Annotated in this window: 29 protein-coding genes; 27 read left to right on the plus strand and 2 right to left on the minus strand. The window is 44.7% G+C overall.

What is annotated here, in order from left to right:
- Positions 1-89: 89 nt before the first annotated feature.
- Together NSQ26_RS13835 and NSQ26_RS13840 are read right to left on the minus strand one after the other, a co-directional pair.
- Positions 90-1,298: a tyrosine-type recombinase/integrase gene (locus NSQ26_RS13835; RefSeq protein ID WP_499718584.1), complete on the minus strand. Its 1,209-nt coding sequence runs from the start codon at positions 1,296-1,298 to the stop codon at positions 90-92.
- A gap of 23 nt (positions 1,299-1,321) precedes the next feature.
- Complete coding sequence (locus tag NSQ26_RS13840) at positions 1,322-1,975, minus strand: helix-turn-helix domain-containing protein (RefSeq protein WP_499718585.1); 654 nt, start codon at positions 1,973-1,975, stop codon at positions 1,322-1,324.
- A gap of 203 nt (positions 1,976-2,178) precedes the next feature.
- Between NSQ26_RS13840 and NSQ26_RS13845 the strand changes: the two genes are divergently transcribed.
- From NSQ26_RS13845 to gpG, 27 genes are all read left to right on the plus strand, one after another.
- Complete coding sequence (locus NSQ26_RS13845) at positions 2,179-2,388, plus strand: helix-turn-helix domain-containing protein (RefSeq protein WP_499718098.1); 210 nt, start codon at positions 2,179-2,181, stop codon at positions 2,386-2,388.
- Positions 2,389-2,455: 67 nt separating this feature from the next.
- Positions 2,456-2,677, plus strand: coding sequence for a helix-turn-helix domain-containing protein (locus NSQ26_RS13850; protein ID WP_499718097.1), 222 nt, complete (start codon positions 2,456-2,458; stop codon positions 2,675-2,677).
- A gap of 94 nt (positions 2,678-2,771) precedes the next feature.
- Positions 2,772-2,993, plus strand: a complete 222-nt coding sequence (locus NSQ26_RS13855) for a hypothetical protein (protein WP_499718096.1) — start codon at positions 2,772-2,774, stop codon at positions 2,991-2,993.
- Between the two features lie 60 nt (positions 2,994-3,053).
- The gene (locus NSQ26_RS13860) at positions 3,054-3,467 is read left to right on the plus strand and encodes a Rha family transcriptional regulator (protein WP_499718095.1); all 414 of its coding nucleotides are present in this window, start codon (positions 3,054-3,056) and stop codon (positions 3,465-3,467) included.
- Between the two features lie 138 nt (positions 3,468-3,605).
- Positions 3,606-4,370, plus strand: coding sequence for a phage antirepressor KilAC domain-containing protein (locus NSQ26_RS13865; protein ID WP_499718586.1), 765 nt, complete (start codon positions 3,606-3,608; stop codon positions 4,368-4,370).
- On the plus strand, positions 4,367-4,672 hold the full coding sequence (locus NSQ26_RS13870) for a hypothetical protein (protein WP_499718587.1): 306 nt from the start codon (positions 4,367-4,369) through the stop codon (positions 4,670-4,672). The genes NSQ26_RS13865 and NSQ26_RS13870 overlap by 4 nt, the downstream gene beginning before the upstream one ends.
- Positions 4,669-5,442, plus strand: coding sequence for a DUF2800 domain-containing protein (locus NSQ26_RS13875; protein WP_499718588.1), 774 nt, complete (start codon positions 4,669-4,671; stop codon positions 5,440-5,442). The genes NSQ26_RS13870 and NSQ26_RS13875 overlap by 4 nt, the downstream gene beginning before the upstream one ends.
- Positions 5,443-5,459: 17 nt before the next feature.
- Entirely contained in the window at positions 5,460-6,002 is a 543-nt protein-coding gene (locus NSQ26_RS13880; RefSeq protein ID WP_499718589.1) for a DUF2815 family protein, read from the plus strand.
- Positions 6,003-6,062: 60 nt separating this feature from the next.
- A complete protein-coding gene (locus tag NSQ26_RS13885) occupies positions 6,063-8,000 on the plus strand; it encodes a DNA polymerase (RefSeq protein WP_499718590.1) in 1,938 nt (645 codons plus the stop codon).
- A 12-nt stretch (positions 8,001-8,012) separates the two neighbouring features.
- Positions 8,013-10,415, plus strand: a complete 2,403-nt coding sequence (locus NSQ26_RS13890) for a virulence-associated E family protein (protein WP_499718591.1) — start codon at positions 8,013-8,015, stop codon at positions 10,413-10,415.
- A 365-nt stretch (positions 10,416-10,780) separates the two neighbouring features.
- Positions 10,781-11,059, plus strand: a complete 279-nt coding sequence (locus tag NSQ26_RS13895; protein ID WP_499718592.1) for a VRR-NUC domain-containing protein — start codon at positions 10,781-10,783, stop codon at positions 11,057-11,059.
- Positions 11,056-12,423: an SNF2-related protein gene (locus NSQ26_RS13900; RefSeq protein ID WP_499718593.1), complete on the plus strand. Its 1,368-nt coding sequence runs from the start codon at positions 11,056-11,058 to the stop codon at positions 12,421-12,423. The genes NSQ26_RS13895 and NSQ26_RS13900 overlap by 4 nt, the downstream gene beginning before the upstream one ends.
- A gap of 4 nt (positions 12,424-12,427) precedes the next feature.
- Positions 12,428-12,805, plus strand: a complete 378-nt coding sequence (locus NSQ26_RS13905) for a hypothetical protein (RefSeq protein WP_499718086.1) — start codon at positions 12,428-12,430, stop codon at positions 12,803-12,805.
- Between the two features lie 429 nt (positions 12,806-13,234).
- Positions 13,235-13,996 (plus strand): DNA-methyltransferase, encoded by a 762-nt coding sequence (locus tag NSQ26_RS13910; RefSeq protein ID WP_499718594.1) that lies wholly within the window; start codon positions 13,235-13,237, stop codon positions 13,994-13,996.
- Positions 13,971-14,306 carry an HNH endonuclease gene (locus NSQ26_RS13915; RefSeq protein ID WP_499718595.1) on the plus strand — a complete coding sequence of 112 codons (336 nt, stop codon included), beginning with the start codon at positions 13,971-13,973 and terminating at the stop codon, positions 14,304-14,306. The genes NSQ26_RS13910 and NSQ26_RS13915 overlap by 26 nt, the downstream gene beginning before the upstream one ends.
- Positions 14,307-14,412: 106 nt before the next feature.
- Complete coding sequence (locus tag NSQ26_RS13920; protein ID WP_499718596.1) at positions 14,413-14,730, plus strand: P27 family phage terminase small subunit; 318 nt, start codon at positions 14,413-14,415, stop codon at positions 14,728-14,730.
- Complete coding sequence (locus tag NSQ26_RS13925; RefSeq protein WP_499718597.1) at positions 14,708-16,417, plus strand: terminase large subunit; 1,710 nt, start codon at positions 14,708-14,710, stop codon at positions 16,415-16,417. The genes NSQ26_RS13920 and NSQ26_RS13925 overlap by 23 nt, the downstream gene beginning before the upstream one ends.
- Positions 16,418-16,439: 22 nt before the next feature.
- Positions 16,440-17,639 carry a phage portal protein gene (locus tag NSQ26_RS13930; RefSeq protein ID WP_499718081.1) on the plus strand — a complete coding sequence of 400 codons (1,200 nt, stop codon included), beginning with the start codon at positions 16,440-16,442 and terminating at the stop codon, positions 17,637-17,639.
- 34 nt (positions 17,640-17,673) lie between these two features.
- The gene (locus NSQ26_RS13935) at positions 17,674-18,399 is read left to right on the plus strand and encodes a head maturation protease, ClpP-related (protein ID WP_499718080.1); all 726 of its coding nucleotides are present in this window, start codon (positions 17,674-17,676) and stop codon (positions 18,397-18,399) included.
- Positions 18,400-19,539 carry a phage major capsid protein gene (locus NSQ26_RS13940; protein WP_499718079.1) on the plus strand — a complete coding sequence of 380 codons (1,140 nt, stop codon included), beginning with the start codon at positions 18,400-18,402 and terminating at the stop codon, positions 19,537-19,539. It abuts the gene before it with no gap.
- 85 nt (positions 19,540-19,624) lie between these two features.
- Positions 19,625-20,626 (plus strand): Ig-like domain-containing protein, encoded by a 1,002-nt coding sequence (locus NSQ26_RS13945; RefSeq protein WP_499718598.1) that lies wholly within the window; start codon positions 19,625-19,627, stop codon positions 20,624-20,626.
- Positions 20,616-20,906, plus strand: a complete 291-nt coding sequence (locus NSQ26_RS13950) for a head-tail connector protein (protein ID WP_499720082.1) — start codon at positions 20,616-20,618, stop codon at positions 20,904-20,906. Before NSQ26_RS13945 ends, NSQ26_RS13950 begins: the two co-directional genes overlap by 11 nt.
- Positions 20,893-21,225, plus strand: a complete 333-nt coding sequence (locus NSQ26_RS13955; protein ID WP_499718599.1) for a phage head closure protein — start codon at positions 20,893-20,895, stop codon at positions 21,223-21,225. The genes NSQ26_RS13950 and NSQ26_RS13955 overlap by 14 nt, the downstream gene beginning before the upstream one ends.
- Positions 21,226-21,600 (plus strand): HK97-gp10 family putative phage morphogenesis protein, encoded by a 375-nt coding sequence (locus NSQ26_RS13960; RefSeq protein WP_499718600.1) that lies wholly within the window; start codon positions 21,226-21,228, stop codon positions 21,598-21,600. It abuts the gene before it with no gap.
- Entirely contained in the window at positions 21,597-21,986 is a 390-nt protein-coding gene (locus tag NSQ26_RS13965; protein ID WP_499718601.1) for a hypothetical protein, read from the plus strand. The genes NSQ26_RS13960 and NSQ26_RS13965 overlap by 4 nt, the downstream gene beginning before the upstream one ends.
- Before the next feature lie 20 nt (positions 21,987-22,006).
- On the plus strand, positions 22,007-22,576 hold the full coding sequence (locus NSQ26_RS13970) for a major tail protein (protein WP_499718602.1): 570 nt from the start codon (positions 22,007-22,009) through the stop codon (positions 22,574-22,576).
- 89 nt (positions 22,577-22,665) lie between these two features.
- Complete coding sequence (gene gpG, locus NSQ26_RS13975; protein ID WP_499718603.1) at positions 22,666-23,022, plus strand: phage tail assembly chaperone G; 357 nt, start codon at positions 22,666-22,668, stop codon at positions 23,020-23,022.
- Positions 23,023-23,112 lie beyond the last annotated feature (90 nt).

The following is a 23,112-nucleotide window of genomic DNA, read 5'->3' on the forward strand; positions in this document are numbered from 1 at the left end:
GGAAACTATTGATACATAAGGGTTTATGAGCTAGAGAGTGATTTTGTTCATGGTTATCAGGAAACACAAGTGGCGAATAGGTGGCGAACTCATTCAGAAGTGGCGGTGGATCTATCTTTATACATTTTTTCAAAGACGTTGGCAGCAGATTCATGCGCTTCTTTCAACGTATGCCCGTAGATGTTCATCGTGGTTGTTATATTGGTGTGTCCAAGGATTGTTGAGATAACTTTTGCATGCACTCCTTGATTTATTAATACTGTTGCTGCTGTGTGGCGTAGTGCGTGAAAATTGATATAAGGTAGCTCTTTACGTTTGGTGAATCTGCGCCACCAAGTACTAACATAGTCAGGATGAAATGGTTTTCCGTCTTGGTCTGAAAATAAAAAGCATGCCCCTGGACTCCAGTTGGTCCCTGATGTTATCCTTTCTTCTTTTTTATAGTTGTCTAATTGTAAGAGCAATTGAAGCAAAGAAGGTGAGATATAAAGCTCTCTTCTGCTCCCCTCTGTTTTCAAGTCCCCCACAACTAAACCTTCTTTCTTGGTATATGTCACTGCTTGTTGGATTTGTATGATGTTTTTTTCATAGTCAATGTGCTTGCTTTCCAAACCTAGAACTTCTTCTCTGCGCAAACCTGAAGAAACGGTTAACAATATTAAACAATGCCAACGTGGGTCTTCTTTTTCCAATGAATTGAATAATATACGCACTAAGTTGGTGTCATATACGGGTTTTTCCTTTACCTTTCTTTTGGGCTTGGTTACTCCTTTCATTGGATCGTCTTGGATGAAATCCCATAGCACTGCTTGCTTAAAAATGCTTTTTAATATGCGATAATTAAATTCAAGTGTGCTAGAAGAGAGCTTGCTCTTCTTTGGGTTGTTACGAGTTACATCATCAGATAGTTTTTTCAAATATTCTACAATGTGCATTGTAGAAATCTGATCCAGCCAAAGTCTATCGAATGAAGGTAGTATGCGGCTGTTTAAGGTGTATAGATAGTTTTCTAGCGTCGTATGTGCGTAGTAATCTTCTGCGAAATTTTTCAACCACTTCTCTTCCACGAATTTAACAAAAGGGATTCTTTCCTGTTTCTTTTCCGCGGCCGCAAATTCTTGCTCTTTTTCTGCCACAAATTTTTGAAGTGCTTTTTTTGCAGCTCGAGGACCAGAAGCGTGTATTGTCTTGCATCTTCTGTTCCTCTTTTTCTTCCCATTTACGTCTACGGTTGTAGGTAATTCCACAACCAATTTATATTTCCCCTTACCCTCTTCGATGATTGATCCATCAGCCATGGAAATGAACCCCTTTCTGTAATTTATAAGCTGATTAAAACTTTAGCCACTTTTCCAATCACATATAAGTTGTCCTCGGTTGTTATAATTGGATCGTATATGTCGTTGGCTGGAAACAGTAACGCTGTACTTTCCTCTGCTAACCTTACTTTTCTTATCAGGAGCGGGCTTTCATTTTTGTGAAGCATGACCATAATGTCTCCGTCTGATATTTCGTCGGTGATTTCAACAATCAATAAGTCACCGTCGTTGATGCGGGCATCTTTCATTGAGCTGTCTGGCATATGAATGGCAATCGTTTTCCCTTCTTTTAGGTGACCCTTTTTGGGAAGTTGTAGATAATCAATCACATGATCTTCATGAATGATGTCCTTGTCTGCTGAAATACCTGAAAGCAAAGGAATTTTAATGGTCTTCTTTTGAAGGTTGTTTAAGATAGCAGGATGGATGGCGTTCATTTCTTCCAGTAATCCTGCGCGTATTAGCATTTCTACATAGTCAACGTCGAGCGCTTCTGCGAGCTTTTTGATCGTATTTGCACTAGGGGTTTTCTTTTGGTTTTCAATGAGAGAGAGATATCCGCCAGAGACTGTTGATTTCTTCTCTAACTCTGTAATGGTCATTTTTTTTTCTGTTCTGGTGTTAAATAGGTATTCGCCAAAGCTAATGTCGCCCATATGAAACACCTCCCTTCTATATAGCTTGCATACATTATAATATAATACCATACAAAAATAAAGCTTATTTTATTAAATAATTGTATACAATGATATGTTTATTTAAATAAATTGTTGACGGCACCTATACCTCTTGGTATTATTACCTTATAAATATTCACCAATAAAACCGAAGGTTTCTTCGACGAGAAAGAGGGTTTGAAATGAAAGTACATGTTAGAGATGGAGACGCCATCAGGAAAAAAGCCATTGAGAATGGAATGGGTGTGAAAGAACTTGCTGAAAAAATCAATGTTACTGGGGGGCATCTTAGTAATATATTAAACGGAAGAGCACACCCAAGACCGGTTGTAGCAAAGAAAATGGTGGAATGCTTGCGGTGTGATTTTGAGGAGATTTTTTTTGTGAAGTAATATTAATAAATGTATATTGCTAAATAAAACATTATTGGGTTGGGTGATATCGTTGGAAAAAACTACTTTGAATGTACATGAGGCTGCAGAATATTTAGGGGTATCGGTATCAACGGTACGTAGGTGGATTGAGTCGCACAACTTGCCCGTTCTTAAATTGAAGCTTGGTGGTCGCCTGTTATTCAAGAAAGATGCCTTAGACGAATGGCTTGATATGCATATGGGCTACATACCAGAGCCAGGGACTGAATACAGCAAGTTTAAACAGATGAAAGTTTTACGTCCCTAGATTTATCGGGGTAACGAAAGAGCCCACAGGGATTTGCTGAGGCACTACGGGTAACGGCAGATGTTGGGGAAGAAAATGAAAGGGGGCGGGAGTATTGAGCCTTGAAATCGTTGAATCAGCATTATTTAACGGCGTTGCTTGTAATTTCTATACCAATGAGGAAAACGATCTGTTCATGACACGCGACCAAATTGGAAAAGCGCTGGAGCACACAAATCCACGAGAAGCGATTAAAAATATTCACCGTCGGAACAGTGAACGATTGGATCAATTTTCAAGGGGGGCTCAAATTGAGGCCCCCTCTGGAGGAACGTAGGTGGATGAAATCGGGGGTAGTCAAAATGAGTACACCTCAAAATGAAGGGGGAAAAATGAATTGAAATGGATTCAGAAAAACGGTCAATTGTTGGTCGATAGTCGGGACCTGGCGGAGATGATTGGGAAAAGGCATGATCACTTGTTACGTGATATCGACCGTTACAAAGAGGTTTTAGGAAAAAGCACAGCCCTATCTTCTGATAGCTTCTTTCAAGCAAGTACCTATCAAGCAGGTGCGGGAAAGAACTATAAGCATTACTTATTGACTCGTAAGGGCTGTGATATGGTCGTACACAAGTTGACGGGGAAAAAAGGTATTGAGTTTAGTGCGGTTTATGTTGCTCAGTTGGAAGAGATGGAAAAACAACTGCAAACAAAGACGTCTTATAAAAACCCGCAGAAACTTGTTGAGGCGCTACGATCAGCAGCAGATGCTGCTGAAGAAAACAACTTGTTCATGACGCGTGAGTAAATTTGAAAAGAGTTAGGCACACAAATCCATACGAGATTCACCATCGGAACGTGAGCAATTGGATGAGTTTTCAAGGGGGTTCAAATTGAAACCCCCCTTAGGAACAAAGTAGACAGGTTGAGATCGGGAGGGATGTTCATGATGAATGAATTGATCACAACGAAGGAAAACGAGAATGGGCAACTCCTTGTGAGCGGGAGGGAGTTACACGAGTTCTTGGAAGTGAAAACAGCGTACAAAGATTGGTATCCGCGCATGAAAGGTTATGGCTTTGCGGAAGGTGTGGATTACGTTGAAGTTACGCAAAAAGTACACGCTCAAAAAAGAGCGCGTACTTATGAACAGGTTGATCACCACATCACCATTGATATGGCGAAAGAAATCTCAATGCTACAACGGAATGAAAAGGGCAAACAGGCTCGCCAGTACTTTTTGGATTTAGAGCGCAAATGGAATAGCCCAGAGATGATCATGAAAAGAGCCATGGACTATGCAAATGCGCAAGTTGCTAAACTGGAAACGAAGAATTTCTTGTTGACACAACAAAATCAAGAAATGGAACCGAAAGCATTTTACTTTGATAAAGTGATGCAAAGCGACTCTCTTTTAACGGTCTCTCAGATTGCAAAAGACTATGGGATGAGTGCTAGGCTGCTAAATAGCATTCTCAGAGAACTAGGCGTTCAATACAAGCAGAATGGTTGCTGGTTGCTTTACTCCAAATACCAAAATAAGGGTTACACGCAAACCAAGACGGAAGTGCTTTATGGTCAGGTTGTGCTGTACACCAGTTGGACACAAGAAGGAAGATGGTTTATTTATAACCTGTTAAAGCGAGAGAAACAATTGGTGCCGCTGATGGAGCGAGAAGAAACTGAAGGAATTGGAGGGAACGAAGGATGAAGGTAACGATTGAAGCGCCGGAGCTTGTAGATGTGATCAAGGAATTGGTGGGAGAGTTGAAAAAAGAAGGTACGTCTTCATTAGTAGAAGCAGAAAAACAAGCGTCACCTGTAGAGGACAAAACTGAAACTTTCTCGATCAGCCTAGACGATGACATCCGCCCGCTATTAGGACAAGCAGTGGCGGACGGTAAAAAGGAACAGGTAAAAGCACTGCTAGCCGAATTCGGCATTAACAAAGTGTCCGAACTCCCGGCAGACAAGCTCGAGGAGTTTTACAAACAAGCGAGCAACAAGCTATGACTGAACATGCCGCCAGAGCGCATGCAAGATTGAGTGCATCAGGGGCTCACCGTTGGATGATATGTACGCCTTCAGTCAAGTTGGAAGACGGTATTGTAGAGCAAACAAGTAGATATGCATTAGAAGGAACTGCGGCCCATGAACTAGCGGAGATATATCTGCAACGGCATTTTGGCAAGATCAGTGGATATCAGTTTGCCAAAGAGCATCACGATTTTACGGAGAATAGCTCCTTTTACAATCAGGACATGGAAACCCACGTCAAATCATATGTGGACTTTGTGGTGAGCCGGTATAACAAAATGGACAAACCACATATTCTCCTTGAAGAACGTCTTGATTTTAGCCGGTGGGTGCCAGATGGGTTTGGGACAGGTGATGTGGTGTTAATTGATGATGGTGTGCTCGAAGTGATCGATCTTAAGTATGGAAAAGGCGTGCGGGTTGATGCGCTAAAAAACACGCAGATGATGCTCTACGCACTTGGTGCGCTCGATACATATGACATCGTCTATGATATTGAGACAGTACGGATGACGATTGTGCAGCCAAGGTTAGATCATATTAGCGTCTATGCATTAAAGCTGAGAGAGTTATACAGCTGGGCGGATCATATGGTCAAACCCCTTGCAAAAAAAGCACATGCCGGTGAGGGAGAGTACGTGCCCGGCAAGCACTGTCGCTTTTGCAAAGCAAAGTCGATGTGCGCGGCATGGGGTGCCTACCGCCGCAAATCAGCGACAGAGGAATTTAGTGTTATTACAAATTGAGAGAGGATGTTTTATACATGAAAAATACAAAAGTAATCACAGGAAAAGTACGTTTGAGCTATGTACACCTTTTCGAAGCGCATGCAATGGAGGAAGGGCAGAAAGCAAAATACAGCGTGACTCTGCTCATCCCAAAATCGGATAAAAAGACGCTTAAGATGATTGAGGAAGCCATCGAGGCGGCAAAAGAAAACGGGAAGGACGGAATGTTTAATGGCAAGGTTCCTCCACGCCTGAAAACACCTCTTCGTGATGGAGATGAGGAACGCCCAGAAAAAAAGGAATACGAAGGTTGTTATTTTATCAATGCCAACAGCGCGTCGCGGCCGCAGGTTGTTGACCGCAATCTTGATCCAATCACAGACAGAGAAGAAGTGTACAGCGGCTGTTACGCTCGCGCATCTGTGAACTTTTATGCGTATAACGTTAGCGGAAACCGGGGTATTGCGGCAGGTTTGAACAATATCCAGAAGTGGGCAGACGGAGAACGTCTCGGCGGTCGTTCTTCGGCGTTCGAGGACTTTGACGAGCTAGCAGACGAGCTAGACGACTTGTTGTAACAATGAAAAAGAGGCTAGAGCACCACATAGCCTCTTTTTTCAATCAAATGGAGGAACAACATGACAATCTTAAGCATTGACATAGAAACTTACTCAAGCGCTGATCTAAAAACACAGGGTGTGTATAAATATGCTGAAGCTATAGACTTTGAGGTATTACTTCTAGCGTATTCATTCGACAACGAGGATGTGAAAATTATTGATTTGGCGCAAGGAGAAGAGCTACCAAGCAATGTACTTGCATCCCTACAAGACGAAACCGTCATTAAAACCGCCTTTAACGCGCAGTTTGAACGTGTCTGTTTGCAGGCACATTTAAATATTAACCTACCAATCCATCAATGGCGCTGTACGCAAGTTCATGCGCTAACGCTTGGGCTGCCAATTAGCCTAGCTAATGTCGCAAGTGTGCTAAAAATGGATGCGCAAAAAGACCGCGCGGGCACAGCGTTAATTTCTTATTTTTCGATTCCCTGCAAAGCAACGAAAACAAACGGCGGTCGAACACGAAACCTTCCTGAACACGCCCCAGAGAAATGGGAACAATTTAAGTCTTATTGTGTGCAAGATGTTGTGGTGGAGAGAGAAATAAGAAAGAAATTGGTGCCATTTCCTATGACAGATTTTGAACAACAACTTTACGCGCTTGATCAGCGCATCAACGACAAAGGCGTGTTGGTAGATACATCCATCATGCAACATGCCATTGCGCTGGATGAACGATACTCACAAAAGATGCTAGATGAACTCCAAGCGCTCACTGGAGTTGAAAATCCTAATAGTTTACCGCAGTTAAAAGAATGGATGAACAAACAAGGGGTGCGGGTAGATAAGTTAGGTAAAGACGATGCCATAGCGCTATTTAAAGAGACAAACAATCCTGATGTAAAGCGTGCGCTACAATTACGTGCGCTAACAGCAAAAACGTCCACTGCTAAATACAGTGCTATGCAACGGGGGCAGTGTAAGGATGGTAGGTTGCGAGGTATTTTGCAGTTTTACGGCGCAAGCAGGACTGGTAGATGGGCGGGACGGCTCGTGCAGGTACAAAATTTGCCGCGCGGAAACATGAGCGGAAGAAATGCCGATATAGCTCGCAAGATTCTTAAAATGGGCGAGCTAGAAGGATTGGAAATGGTCTATGATAACGTCCCTGACGTGCTGTCCTCGTTGATACGTACGGCGTTCATCCCTGCCTCTGGCAAGCGTCTATTAGTCTCTGATTTCTCTGCCATTGAAGCGCGTGTCATTGCCTGGCTAGCAGGTGAGCAGTGGCGGTTAGATGTATTTAAGACGCATGGGAAAATTTATGAAGCATCCGCAGCGGAAATGTTCAACGTCCCACTTGATGATGTTGATAAATCCTTGCGTCAAAAAGGTAAAGTCGCGGAACTGGCGCTCGGGTATCAGGGTAGTGTCGGGGCATTGAAAGCGATGGGGGCGGTCAATATGGGACTTCCGGAAGAAGAGTTACAACCACTGGTAGACGCTTGGCGCGCATCCAACCCGGCTATAAAAAGATTTTGGTATGAAGTAGAACAATCAGCAATTAAAGCCGTACAAACAAAAGAAGTTGTGTGCATGAAACATGGGTTAACATTTGTCGTGAAGAACGGTATCATGTTTATCCGTTTGCCTTCGGGACGTCAGCTTGCTTACGTGAGACCGCGAATTGAAGTTGATGAGAAGTTTAACAAGCAGGGATTGACATACGAGGGACCAGGTACTGGTGGCAAGACGGTAAGACTTCGGACGTATGGAGGCAAACTCACGGAAAACATTGTTCAAGCAGTGGCGAGGGATTGTTTAGCGGAATCGCTTATGCGGTTAAAAGACTATGACATCGTGATGCACGTGCACGATGAAGTCGTCATTGAAGCGTCAGAGGAAACAAGTTTAGAAGAAATAGAGGGGATTATGGGCCGGAAAATTGATTGGGCGCCGGGTTTGCCGTTAGCTGCAGATGGCTTTGTGGCTGATTACTATAGAAAAGATTAGGGGTGGTAAGAAGTGGAGCTCAAACATGATGGGCAGCTTACAATTGCAGTGGGCCAAAGCCGATTCGAAACCAAATGGCAAAACGTGGCGTTAACATGGCTCGAGTTGGTCACTCGGTTATCAGAAACAGCCCGTACGGCTGAGACGGTAAATGAATATAAAAAGATGTCCAGAAAAGAGCAAGGTCAGATAAAAGACATTGGCGGCTTTATCGGTGGAGCGTTGAAGTCCTCTGGACGAAGAAAAGCAGACAACGTACACGAGCGGCAGGTTATCACGCTAGATGCCGATCATTTGGTACAAAACGATCCGATTTTAAGCCTGATAGACGATTTTTTTAATCACGCTATCGTTGTGTATAGCACGCACTCACATGTGATAGAAAAACCGCGCTTGCGCTTGATCATCCCGTTGTCACGTCCAGTGACGCCGGATGAGTACGTCCCGATTGCGCGCCGTGTAGCGGCTGATCTGGGGATCGATAAATTCGACGATACGACATACGAGCCACACAGATTAATGTACTGGCCGAGCACGCCAAGTGATGGAGAGTACTTCTATAAGTGCAGGGACGCGCCGTTTTTAAATCCTGATGAAGTGCTTGCCAAATACAAGAACTGGCGTGATCCGACTGAATGGCCAGAATCAAGCCGGAAACAAGTTGTGGTGAAACGGATGGCTGCAAAGCAAGGCGATCCGCATGAGAAGCCAGGGTTGATCGGTGCTTTCTGCCGCACGTATACGATAACAGAAGCCCTTTATACGATGCTGGCAGATGTGTATGAGCCGGAAGGCAATGGACGATATACGTATAGAAATGGAAGCACGACAGGCGGGTTGGTTTTGTATGACAACGATACATTTGCTTATAGCCATCACGGAACCGACCCAGTGAGCGGAAAGTTGGTAAACGCGTTTGACCTTGTGCGCATTCATACATTCGGCGCACAGGATGATAGCGTGGAACCTGGTACACCTGTTGTGCGTTTTCCATCGTTTGCGGCAATGATTGATTTTGTGCAGCAAGACGAGAATGTGAAACGGCAATTGACAGAAGAAAAGCTGGTGGAAGCATCAGAAGAGTTCGGGGAAATAACAGAGGGTGAAGATGATCAAGCGTGGAAAGGGAAGCTTTCGTATACCAAAAAAGGAATCTTGTTGAGTACAGCGCCTAACATTCGGTTGATATTGCAAAATGATCCACGGTTAAAAGGGAAAACAGGGCGCAATACATTTAATTCCAGGTTAGAGGTTCTAGGCGATTTGCCTTGGCGCAAAAAGAAAGAAGGCGTTACATGGGAAGATAGTGATGATGCATGTTTGCGCAATTTCCTAGAAGACAAATACAGCATTACCGGGTCTGCAAAAATTCATGATGCTTTGATTGAGGTACAAAAACAAAATGCGTTTCATCCAGTCAAAGACTATCTTTCATCGTTGAAATGGGATGACATCCCTCGCTTAGATACGCTCTTGATTGACTACTTGGGTGCAGAAGACACGCCGTACGTACGGGCTGTTACGAGAAAGGCTTTTACTGCAGCAGTGGCGCGCGTATTTGAGCCGGGGCGCAAATTTGACAACATGATTGTCATGGTTGGCGCGCAGGGCGTCGGGAAGAGTTATCTTATTAAGCTGATGGGAAGGGAGTGGCATAGCGATTCTATCAATACGGTGACAGGCAAAGAAGCGATGGAACAAGTTCAGGGGTTTTGGGTTATTGAAATGGCCGAGTTAAGTGCGATGAGAAAGGCAGAGGCGGAAGCTACAAAGCACTTTATTAGTAAGCAAGAGGATTCATTTCGAGCTGCTTATGGTCGTCAGGTATCGTTGTTTCCGAGGCAGTGCGTCTTTTTTGGGACGACAAATGACCCGAACTTTTTACGGGATAAAACAGGAAACCGCCGGTTTTGGCCAGTGAAAGTAGATAAGAGTAAGGCTACAAAAAGTTTGTTTACAGACCTCACTGATTATGAAGTCGGTCAGGTGTGGGCAGAAGCTGTACGGCGGCATGAAGACAAGGAGCCATTGATTTTGGAAGGGGCATTGGTTGAGCAAGCAGAAGAAGCGCAGGAGCTTCATAGGGAAGAAAACGAGAAGTTTGGGTTAGTGCAGGCATTCCTCGAGCACCCCGTTCCAGAGAACTGGTCAGACAGAACGATTCAAGACCGAAAAGATTATTTTCACGGAGTGGATTTTGGAAAAGAAAAATGCAGTGGGCAAGCTCGAGACCGAATTTGTGCAATGGAAGTTTGGGTCGAATTATTTCAAGGCGATCCAAAACAACTTACGGTTATGACGAGCCGTGAAATCAATGATATATTGCGGCGCATGCCTGGATGGGAATACACAGGATCTAAACTTCGTTTTGGAAAAGATTATGGAATTCAACGGGCTTATAAACGAGTGAAATAGACTCGGTGATGTTACCGGCTAAGGAAAAGCGTGTTACCAGTTAAGGAAAATGGATCAGGCGTTACCAGAAATGCTAGTTGGTACAATTTGGGTGCAATTATAGGGTAATCGTTACCGCACTCGGATAGCGGTAACGCTCCGGCAACCCTCTCGGGTAACGCCTGAAACTGCTGTTGTATAGGTGTTTATATAGTATTGTTACTGATGTTAACTATATATTATATAAAGTATATAGATATATAAATATAGAGTATATAGGTATATATAGATACTCTATATACTCTATAAATTGTACAAATAAGAATATAAGGGACTAGGGGGAACATCGGGAACTCTGGGAACACCCTCTGGAGAGGAAAAAACATATGAGAGAATCGCAACTAGAAAAAAGACTGAAACACAGAGTGGAAGCATGGGGCGGGAAGTCATTGAAATTCGTTTCTCCCGGCATGTCGGGTGTGCCCGACCGGCTGATTATATTTCCGATGGGACGGATTGTTTTCGCCGAGGTGAAAGCTCCGGGGCAGAAGCTTAGAGCTTTGCAGTTCAAGCGCAAACAACAACTCGAGCAACTAGGCTGCCAGGTCTATGTGATTGATTCGGAGGAAAGTATCAGCCGATTGCTGAGGGAGGTGGGACCGTGAAGTTTACACCACATCCGTATCAGGAGTATGCTATACAGCACATCATCCAAAACCGGGCAACGGCGTTGCTGCTGGATATGGGCTTAGGCAAAACAGCCGCAACGCTTACCGCCGTTAGTGAATTGATGCACGACTATTTTGATGTGGCACGTGTGCTAGTGATAGCTCCCAAAAGAGTCGCAGAAGATACCTGGTCAAGAGAATCCGATAAATGGGATCACACTAAGTATCTCAAGATAAGCAAAGCCCTAGGAAGTCAAAAGGAGCGCGTGCAGGCGTTAGAACAAGACGCGCACATCTATGTCATCAATCGCGAAAACGTAGAGTGGTTGGTCGATCATTACAAAGCAGGCTGGCCGTTTGACATGGTGATCGTAGATGAATTGTCCAGTTTCAAGTCCAGTAAAGCCAAGAGGTTCCGAGCGTTACGAAAAGTATTGCCGTACATTGACCGGATTGTAGGGTTGACAGGTACGCCAGCACCAAATAGTCTGCTAGATCTCTGGCCGCAAATGTATCTGCTGGATCAAGGTAAGCGGTTGGGGCGTACAATGACTGCCTACCGAGACACCTACTTCTTGCCAGGCGCAAGAAAAGGGCATATCGTCTATAACTGGATATTGAAAACTGGCGCGGAGAAGTTGATTTATAAGCGTATAGGTGATATTGCCATTTCAATGGCCGCAAAAGATTATTTGCAATTGCCGGAGCGAGTTGATAATGTCGTGTCTGTACGTATGAGCGGAAAGCCCTGGGAGATGTACAAGCGATTGGAGCGTGATTTCCTGCTTTCTTTTGCAGACGCGGCAGACGTTGTCGCCGATACGGCAGCCGTATTGGCGGGCAAGCTCGTGCAGCTGGCAAACGGGGCCGTCTATGACGAAGATGACGAAGTGCAAGAGCTACATAGTGCGAAGATCGATGCGCTACAAGAGATACACGAACAGGCACAAGGCAATCCTATCCTTGTTTTTTATAAATACCGACACGACTTAGAACGCATTAAGGCACGATTTAAACAAGCGCGTACGCTGGACAAGCCTGCGGACATTGAGGACTGGAATGCGGGAAAGACTGAGATGATGCTAGCGCATCCGGCAAGCGCTGGTCACGGACTAAACTTGCAGGACGGTGGGCATATGATTGTCTGGTTTGGATTGACCTGGTCTCTCGAAGAGTATCAACAAGCCAATGCACGACTGCATCGCCAAGGACAGACGCGCACCGTGGTTGTGCACCATTTGGTGGCACAAGGCACGCTAGACGAAGACATCATGGCTGCACTCAAGAGAAAAGCGACCGGACAAAATCAACTGCTTACTGCGGTAAAAGCGAGACTAGAGAACATACACACGGAGGTATGACAACATGAGCACAACACGAGCGGTGATTCGAACGTATAACGAGTTAGTCAAGCAAGTGAGTATCCTCAAGGATCTGATCGAGGTGACGACAGCTGAGAGGGATAACTGGTGGACCGGTGGGAAGTTTTTTGACAAGGTGCCGCTTGATAATGCGGCAGCACGAGTGGATAGGCTGAATGAGCGTTTGAGCGAGATGCATAAAGGGCTGGAAGAATTGGAGTATCAGAAAAAAGAGATCGAGTACAAGCTAAGCCAGCTGGACGGTTTGGAGTATCAAGTGGCTTACAAACGCTACGTGGAAGGCAAGCCACTAAAGGACGTTGCAAGAGAAACAGGGTATTCTCTTGATCGAATCAAACAGGTGAGCGCAAAAATAAAGTAAAACATTACACCCACATTACACCTCTGATGTGCTATAGTGGTAATATCAAAGAAATCCGAGCACCCGACGTTTGATATAGATAAAGGCATCTGTCCTATTTTGGGCGGGTGCTTTTTGGTTTTGAAGAAGGACAAAAAACTTGATACTTTTATGATACCCACGTATTGATTTGAATGTGCTACAGTATTAGTGACAAAGAAATCCGAGCGCCAGAGGGATTAGGTGAGATGATACCAAGGGCTTGACTGGCATGCTATAGTGTCAGTGACAAAGAAATCCGAGCGCCAGAGGGATTAGGCGAGATGATACCAAGAACTTGACTCGGATGGTATAGTGTTTGTGTCAAAGAATTTCGCGCATCTGGCGCTTAACATAGAGATGAGCATCTGCCTTAAAAAATGGGTCGGATGCTTTTGAAGGAGAGAAGATATGGATTTGAATAAGATTTACCACGATGACTGCTTACATGGGATGCGACAAATACCAGACGCGTCAGTCGACATGATCTTGTGCGACCCACCTTACGGGATCACCGATAATGACTGGGATACACAGCTACCGCTTGGTTTTTTGTGGCAACAGTACAAGCGCATCATAAAAGACCACGGTGCGATTGTTCTGACGGCCACGCAACCGTTTGCGACTGCACTTATTTCATACGCGCCGGACATTTTTCGCTATTCGTTGGTCTGGGATAAGAAGATCGCAACGAATTTTTTAAACGCTAGACGAATGCCGATGAGGCGTCACGAGGACATTCTCGTGTTTTACAAAAAGCTGCCGACATATAACCCACAAAAAACACCAGGGAAGCCTTATAAATCTAAGACGAATAGCGTCAGCACCAATTACGGTGAGATGAAACCTATGCCAATCGAGAATCCTACGGGTGAGCGTAATCCGACAACGATTTTGGAAATCCCAAACAAGCGTGTGAAAGGTGGACACGCGACACAAAAACCGGTTGAGTTGTTTGAGTGGTTGATTAAGACCTATACAAATCCAGGTGACCTTGTATTAGACAGCTGCATGGGAAGCGGTACGACAGCTGTCGCCGCAAAGCAGCTAGGTAGAGACTTTATCGGATTCGAGATGGAAAAAGACTACGTGAAGATGGCAAACGACCGACTAGAGAATACGGTGCAGGGGGCGTCATTACAGAAAGATGAACGAGTCCCAACGGTACTATGACAAGTACAAGCGTGACCAAGAATCAAGACGATTTTATAACAGCAAGGCATGGCAAAAAGCGCGAAGGTTAGCCTTGAATAGAGATGATCACCTGTGTCGTCATTGCTTTGACAATGGCACAATTACCAGCGCACAAACGGTGCATCACATTAAATATTTGAAAGATCACCCAGAGTTAGCGCTTGATCTAGCAAACTTAGTCAGTCTTTGCTTTAGCTGCCATAATCATATGCACTCAAACAGAATGAAGCCGATGGAAAAACGACATGTACGTGTGTCTGTGGAACAAGGTAATCCAGAGAGGTACTGAAAAGCCCGCCCCTACGCTAAAAGTTAGAGGTGGGACGTAAAATGACCGATGGGGGCCTTCGCTTCTACCGCTGGAGAGTTTCACATGAGGGGGGGAATGATGCACTATGGCAACCGCAGAAAAATTACGAGAATATCTTGGGGAGATTTACGAAGAAAGCGATGAGGAGTTAATTGGTTTGTACGTAGAAACCCATGCCTTTTACGCACGTCTCCAAAAAGAGCTGAAAGAAACACAACTGATGATGTCATACACGAATAAAGCGGGTGCGACAAATCTGGTAAAAAACCCTCTCTCAATTGAATTGACGAAAACTGTACAAACGCTCAATAACTTGTTGAAATCGCTTGGTTTAACCCCTGCACAGCGAAAAAAGTTACGCGCGGCAAGCAGTGAAGAAGATGAATTTGATAAATTTGATTGAGGCATCTCCTAAACTGCTAACGACGGAATATGCTGAACAAGTGGTGAGTGGAGAAATTATCGCGAGTAAGAAAAACATTTTAGCTGCCAAGCGTCACTTGAATGATCTTAAAAGACAAGGGACAATCTATTTTCCGTGGGTGTTTTTAGAGGAAAAGGCACACAAGCCGATTCGCTTTATCGAGCGATTTTGTCGCCCATCAAAAGGGGAGACGCGCAAACTAGTGCTTCAAGCGTGGCAACACTTTATTATTGGTTCATTGTATGGCTGGGTGCATAAAGACACAGGAGTCCGTCGCTTTCGAGAAGGGCTTATTTTTGTTGGTCGCAAAAACGGAAAATCGACCATGATTTCTGGATTAGCAAACTTTGCGCTAGGAAAAGACGGGGAGAACGGGGCCGATATTTACTTACTCGCAAACAGTAAGCAACAAGCCAGCATCATTTTCGAAGAAGCAAAAGCGATGGTGAAAACGTCACCCCATTTACGCAAACACTACACCCCGTTACGATTTGAGATTCTGTATAAAAGAACCTTTTCGAGGATGGAGCCGCGTGCCTCGGACAGTGACAAACTGGACGGGCTGAATACGCACTTGGGCATTTTTGATGAAATTCATGAGTTTAAAGACTATAGTCTCATCAATATCATTAAAAAGTCACGAGGATCGAGAAAGCAACCGCTGATTCTGTATATCACGACGGCTGGTTACCAGTTAGATGGACCGCTTGTGAACTATTATGAACAGGCCGCAGACGTATTAGAAGGTGCACTCACAGACGAGCGCACCTTTTATTATATGGCTGAATTGGACAGTGAAAAAGAATTTGACCAGCCAGAGAAGTGGATCAAAGCCAATCCGAATATGGGCGTGTCGCTTGATCTTGAAATCTTACAGGAAGACTGGCAAAAAGATAAGCGCACGCCAGAAGAACGGACAGACTTTATCACCAAACAATTTAACTGGTTTGTTCATGCCAACAAGCTGTCTTTTTTGGATTTTGACACGTTAAAACGAAACAAAAAGCAACTTGATCCTTCTTTGTTTCACGGGAAGCCGTGCGTCGCATCATATGACTTATCAGAAACCGAGGACTTCACAAGTGCAGTGCTCGAGTTTCCGATGACGGAGACGGGGGAAGTATTTGTGATTTCTCATTCGTGGATTCCTAGGAAAAAAGTACAAATGGGCAATGAGAAAATCCCGTATCGCGAATGGTCGGAACAAGGTTTACTCACGATTTGCGAAGGAGATTACATCGATGAAGAAACGGTTTTACAGTGGCTATTAGAACAGAGGAATCAGTTTCAAATTGAGAAAATCGCCTACGATCCCGCCAAAGCATTTCGCTTGAATAAAGCACTTGAGGCAAACGGCTTTGAAACAGAAGTGGTGCGCCAAGGTTTTGCCACACTAGGGCCAGCGATGCAAGACTTGAAGCATTTGTTTCTCGATGGCAAAGTGATTTTTAACAATAACCCTCTGTTACGCTGGTATATCAACAATGTTGAACTTGTAAGGGATCGAAACAACAATGTCATGCCGACAAAATCAAACCGCTACCGTAAAATAGACGGATTTGCGGCGTTGTTAAATGCCCATATGCATGTGATGGGGCAATTTGTATCTCCGGCGGGGGCAGGTGAGATTGATGTGTTATCCATCAAAGATATTATGGGTAGGTGAGTGAAGTGGAGAAGGTGATTGTTTGAAGCCGTGGTTAAAGTTAAAAAACATACTTAGAGGGAGAAAGAAAACGGACGTGAAGCAACGAACGAGAACGCGCATCGGGAGTGGCTTTCATGTAGAGAACCGTACGCTCGCCACAAATGAAACGATCTTTGCGGCAGTCAATCGCCTAGCCAATTCCATGTCTGTATTACCGTTAAAGCTCTATCAAGATTATCGAGCCAGCCCCGATCACCCGATGCATGAATTAGTCGCAAATAGCCCGAATCCGAATCAGACCTCTTTTGATTTTATCCGACTGCTTGAGACGCACCGGAATGTAAAAGGAAATGGGTATGCAATTAAAATTCCTGGTGTTTACGGGCAAATTGAACAGCTTGTGGTATTGAATCCAGATCATGTCCGTCCGATCGTCCACGCTGAAACAGGTGAACTATGGTATGAGGTAAGAGGTGTAGATATGTATTACGTTCATCATCTGGACATGATCCACGTAAAACATATCCATACAAACGGATGGTTGGGGATTAACCCAATCCGAGTGCTTGATAACACGATCACGTATGACGCTGAAGTACGACAGTTTTCAATGAAACAAATGAATGGTGCGATTGAATCCTTTATCTTGAAATACGGTGCACAAGTGGATTTAGCAAAGAAACAGCACGTAGTCGAGAATTTTCGCAGGTTTTACGAAGAGAACGGCGGCATCTTATTTCAGGAACCAGGCGTCGAGATTGAACCGATCAAGAAAGAATTTATCAAGCCAGAAGTGTTTGAAGTTGAGAAAATCACCCGTTCACGCGTCGCACTCGTTTTTAACGTTCCTGAGCATATGTTAGGGGTTTCAGACGGTGTGAGCTATAGCAGCATGGAACAGTCCAATCTAGACTATGTCCAAAATACATTGATGCCGATTGTCCGGCAGTACGAACAAGAATTTGATCGGAAACTGTTGTCGGTGGAAGAGCGGAAAGCGGGTTATTATCACAAGTTTAATGTAGCAGGGTTGTTAAGAGGTGACATCAAGACACGCGGCGAGTTTTACCAAAAAGGCGTGCGGAATTCATGGCTGCGGCCGAATGAAATTCGCGGCTATGAAGACTTGCCACCGGTGCCCGAAGGAGATATTTTACTCGTTAGTAAAGACCTGATGCCTTTGGCGCAAATACAAAAAACATATGAAGACCATCCAACAAAGCACACTCAAGAAGAGTAGTGTTTTTAATTTGGCAAAGGAGGTGAGGGGCAACGTGACAGGAAAGAAATACTGGCAATTCAAAGCCAAGGCTGACAGCGCGGCCGATTTATATCTCTATGAAGAGATTGCTTCATGGGGCGGCGGATACGAAGCACATTCCGCAAAAAGTTTTAAAAACGAGCTGGATCAGCTTGGAGACATTCAAACATTGAATGTGTTTATTAACTCCCCAGGCGGTGATGTGTTTGAAGGCGTGGCTATTTATAACATGCTTAAACGTCACCAAGCTCATGTGCACGTGCATGTAGATGGCATTGCGGCAAGCGTCGCATCGGTCATTGCCATGGCGGCAGATACGATTCATATGCCTTCCAATGCAATGATGATGATCCATAATGCTTGGATGATCACAGCGGGCGACTTCAACGAATTAAGAGAAACTGCCAATAGACTTGAGAAAATCAATGAATCCTTGATCCAGTGTTATGTAGATCGCGCTGGGGGAGCGTTATCGGAAGATGAACTTAAGCAGCTTCTAAATGAAGAAAGCTGGCTCAGTGCTACAGAGTGTGTGGACTATGGATTTTGTGACACGATTGAAAAAGCTGTGGATATGGCTGCTTTTTCGAAACAATCTCTAGTTGGCAGGTATGACAAGACACCAAAAGAACTATTTAACCAGAAACCTTTGCCAGAGGATCGGTCATTCCGTGAAAAGCTCATGAAAAACGCTTTGGAAAATGCACAAGCAGTGAAAACATACTTAGGGGGACTGTAGATGAAGACCTTATTTGAACTCAAGAACAATGTAAAAACCGTGGGCGATCACTTGGCTGCGTTAGACACTCAAATTACAGAAAAGGCTGTTGATCCGGAGACGACGCGAGAAGACTTAGAACGATTAAAAACCTCTCGTGATGATATGCAAGCACGATTCAACTTATTAAAAGAAAAGCATGATGAGATGGAAAAAGCACAAAAAGCATCTTTTCAAGCAGTACAACGGCAAGTCATTGCCCATGAGCACGATCCAAAAGCAAGAATGAAAGCCGCAAAAGCGGAATTATACCGTGCAACGGCACGTCAACGACCATTATCTGAAGAAGCAAAAGCGATCTTAGGGGATCAAAACAACACGGGCGGTGAAAAAATCCTGCCTACGACGATGACGACAGAATTGTTGCATGAACCGTTTGTGAAGAACCCGTTACGGAACGTATCCACGTTTACAAATGTGACGAACTTAGAGATTCCGAAAGTCAGTTTCCAGCTTGATGACGATGACTTTATTGCCGATACCGAAACCGCAAAAGAGTTGAAGACAGAAGGGAATGTGCTCACGTTTGGTCGTCACAAGTTTAAAGTGATGGCACCTTTATCGGAGACGATTCTTGCCGCAACGGACACGAATTTAGTACAGATGGTCGATCAGGCGCTTGAATCTGGCGTGGCGGCAAAAGAAAAGAAAGTAGCGTTTGAACAAAAACCGAAAGCAAGCGAAGAGCACATGTCTTTTTACGCGACGGGGATTAAAGAAGTCACTGGGAGTGACAAATATAAAGCGATTAAAGCGGCGATTGCCGACTTGCATGAGGACTACCGTGACAATGCCAAGGTCGTCATGCGCTACCAAGATTACTCCGATATCATCGAGGTGCTCGCAAATCAAAATGCGACTTTATATGGTGCGCCGCCAGAAACGGTGCTAGGCAAGCCGGTTGAGTTTTCCGATTCCGCTGTCGATCCTATCGTAGGAGACTTTACGTATAGCCATTACAATTATGATCCGCAGGTGCTCTATGATCGTGATAAAGACGTGAAGACAGGTATCGAATTGTTTGTGATCACGGCTTGGTTTGACCACCAAATCAAGTTAAAATCAGCATTTCGGATTGCAAAAGTCAATGCAACGCCCTAAACCACCCCAGCGATTGACAGCAACTAAAGTCAACACGAAAGAAGTTGCATTAGAGTGGTCATAGGGGAGAAGGGGGACAAGAACAATGGAAGAAACGCATCATGTGTATCGCGATGGAAAGAAGATTGCGAGCAACGTAACAGAACAAACGTATACGGACACCGGCTTGAAACCTGACACATCGTATCGTTATCAGGTTAGTAGTGAGAATGAATACGGCGAATCGGCGCTGTCGGATGAACTGGTTGTACGCACAAAAGCTGTCGTTGTATCAGGGGTGACCATTAAGCCAGAGACTGCATCAGTTGAAGAAGGCAAGACCGTGCAATTACAAGCGACAGTGGCACCTCCTGATGCTACAAATCAACAAGTGTCCTACATTTCGTCGGATGAGAAAGTGGCTGCGGTCAATACATCGGGTTTGGTAACAGCGGTGAAGCAAGGTGAAGTTACAGTGACAGTGAAAACAGCGGATGGCAACCATACAGCGACATCAAAAATCACGGTTACACCAAAATCAGTACCAGTCGCAAGTATTAGCGTCACGCCTCCGACAATGGAACTTGAAGTAGAAAAGACCGTGCAATTACAAGCGACAGTGGCACCGAATGATGCAACGAACAAACAGGTGTCTTACACATCATCAGATGATAAAGTCGCAGTGGTAAATAAAGACGGCTTAGTCACGGCAGTGAAGCAAGGTGAAGCACAAATTACTGTAAAAACACAGGATGGAAACAAAACAGCGACATCCAAAATCACTGTGACGGCAAAACCAGTACCCGTCGCAAGTATTAGTGTCGCACCTACAACAATGGAACTTGAAGAAGGAAAAACACAGTCGTTAAAGGCAACCGTGAAACCAGATAACGCCGATGATAAGACGGTGACATTTAAAAGCGCTGATACTTCTATTGCAACAGTCGATGCAAAGGGTTTAGTAAAAGCCGTCAAAGCAGGGAAGACAACGGTGACGGCTACTGCTAAAGGTGATACAAGCAAAACAGCCACTTGCGCCGTGACAGTGACCGCACCACCAGCTCCACCACCGGAGAAGGAAGAAAAAGGTGAGAAAGATGGAGCTTGAAGCGATTAAGAACTATCTGCGGATTGATCATGATGAAGATGACAACCACTTGCTTTTCCTACAAGAGGTGGCTGAGCACTACGTCATTGATGCCGTTGATAGGCTTTTGACAAGGAATCAACTGGAAGAATGTAAGCCGTTCACATTAGCAGTGCTCCTTTTAATCAGCCATTGGTACAAAACGCGCTCTGCCACGTCTGAAAAGCCGTTTCATGATATCCCACACGGTGTCGTGCCCCTGGTTTTAAAAGTAAGAGGGTGGCGTGATGCCCATTACTGATGCTGGAGAAATGAATGAACGCATTGTTTTTCTCAAGAAAATAGCGAGAAAAGACCCACACGGGACACCTCAGTCGACTAATGAAGAGGTGTTTTCGTGTTGGTCGATGATCATGACGCAATATTTGAAGGAAGTCACCGCGACGATTGGTACAAAGCTCGAGAACACTGTCACGTTTGTGGTTCGCCATCAACAACGGCAAGAGGTCACAAATGACATGGTGATCAAACATCAAGGGATACAATACGAGATTATCCAGATCAACCCAGACTTACAACATAAAGCATTCATGACCGTTATTGCGAGGGAGGTCACATAAATGAGTGTAGAGGTTCGCGGCGGGGATAAGATCGATCGTCATTTGCGACAGTTGGCCGCGCGAGAAAAGCGCGTAAGAAACAAAGCGTTACGCGCCGCGGCGGTCGCAGTGGCGGATCGCTTAGAAAAAAACACGCCGGAAGATAAAAAGAGCCGTGGCAAGCACTTAAAAGACGACGTGAAAATTTCTGGCGTCAAACAAGATGGAAGCGTTGTGATCGGTTATGGCAAAGACACTTACTGGCGTGCACATTTTGTGGAGATGGGTACGATTAAAATGAATCCGCAGCATTTTATCTTTCAAACGGAACGAGAAATGTCCACGCGAGTCGTCGAAATTATGGAGACAGAAATCAAGAGAGGACTAGGCTTGTGATGGAGAAAGAAAAGTTGCCGGTGGAGCGTGTGTATGATCTGTTAATAGGAAGTAAAACGATCACACACCTTGTGCGATCGGATTTTATTTACACCCTAGACGTACCGGAGGACTATCAAAAGGTAGAAAACGCACCGATGATCCGAATAAACGAGATAGGTGAGTACCAATCGGGCTTCGCCACAAATGAAGCGATTCAGTTAAGACAAACGGTGCAAATAGACGTATGGGGAATAGACATTCAAATGTTGAAGCCGATTCGGAATGCACTAGATGCAGTCATGTCAGGGCATCAATGGGCGCTTAGTACCTCTGCACTCGATAAAGACCCTGATATTTCGCTGCTAAGATTAGCAAGAAGATATACAACGACGTTACAAACATGAAAATAAAGGGGTGATGAACGATGGCAAGTGTCGGATTTGACGGCATTAAAATTGGCATCCACGACGGAGACACCGAACAGATCAAAGAAGTGATTGATATTACCGCTGAGGCAGGCGCGATTGAAGCAGGCGTTTCTGGTTTGGGGGCACCTGTCAACACGACGTATGCGAACAATGCACCGTTCTATGTCTCGGCGATTGGGACAGGAACGCCTGAATTAACTCTTCAAGTGGTTGATTTAGGGACAGAAGTGGTAAATAAGATTTTAGGCGTCAAAGTAGAAAATGGGATTGAAAAGCTCGGCGCAAAAACGGTTGCACCGTACATTTCAATTATTCTTTCCGCTGCAACGCGTACAGGTTCAGACCTATACTTGGCGTTACTGAAAGGGAAAATGTCTTACCCAGATCAATCACTTGCGACAAGTACGGATAAAGGCGCAGAACTTAATACGGATGAAATTAGTGGAACCTTTGTGGCGCGACGAAGTGATGGCTATGCCTTTTGGAAAGCGCGGTCTGATACAGAAGGCTTTACGCTGGAAGCATTTGAAAAAGATGTGTTTCAAGGTTACGTCGAGACACCCTAATCCGCCCCGAGGATTGACCGAAAAGAGCGTGAGTGCAGATCAAGTCACGCTTACATGGTCATAGGGGGAGACAAGAGAGGAGTTTTAAAATGTTGACAATGACATTAAGACCCGCGGTACGCAATGACGAAGGAAAAGTCGTCTTAGATGAACACGGAGATGTAAAGCGCGAAGAACATACGTATGTGCAGCAACATATAGAGGCAAGTGTACTTCGGAGGCTTTTACAAATCCAAGCAGAAGCATCAGAAACAAGCGAAGCCATGATGTTCGAGAAGATGGTGCAGTTTGTGGCCAGTTGCTTTGATGGCGGTGTTGTGACTGCCGAGATGATCTGGCGTGGGTTTACATCAAGTGAAATTGCAGATGAAATAGCGGATGCTGTTACGCAGATCATGGGCGGCGAAAAAAAAGTTCAGAATCAGAAAGCGATGAAAAACATCTAACGTACGCACAATACCTGGAACAGTTAGATCTCTTGTACCTTGACTTAATGGAAAATGGCTACAAATACGATGAAATTGATCGTATGGACA

It is taken from the genome of Bacillus sp. FSL W7-1360, from assembly GCF_038592975.1.
GTDB classification, from domain to species: Bacteria; Bacillota; Bacilli; order Bacillales; family Bacillaceae_D; genus Shouchella; species Shouchella lonarensis.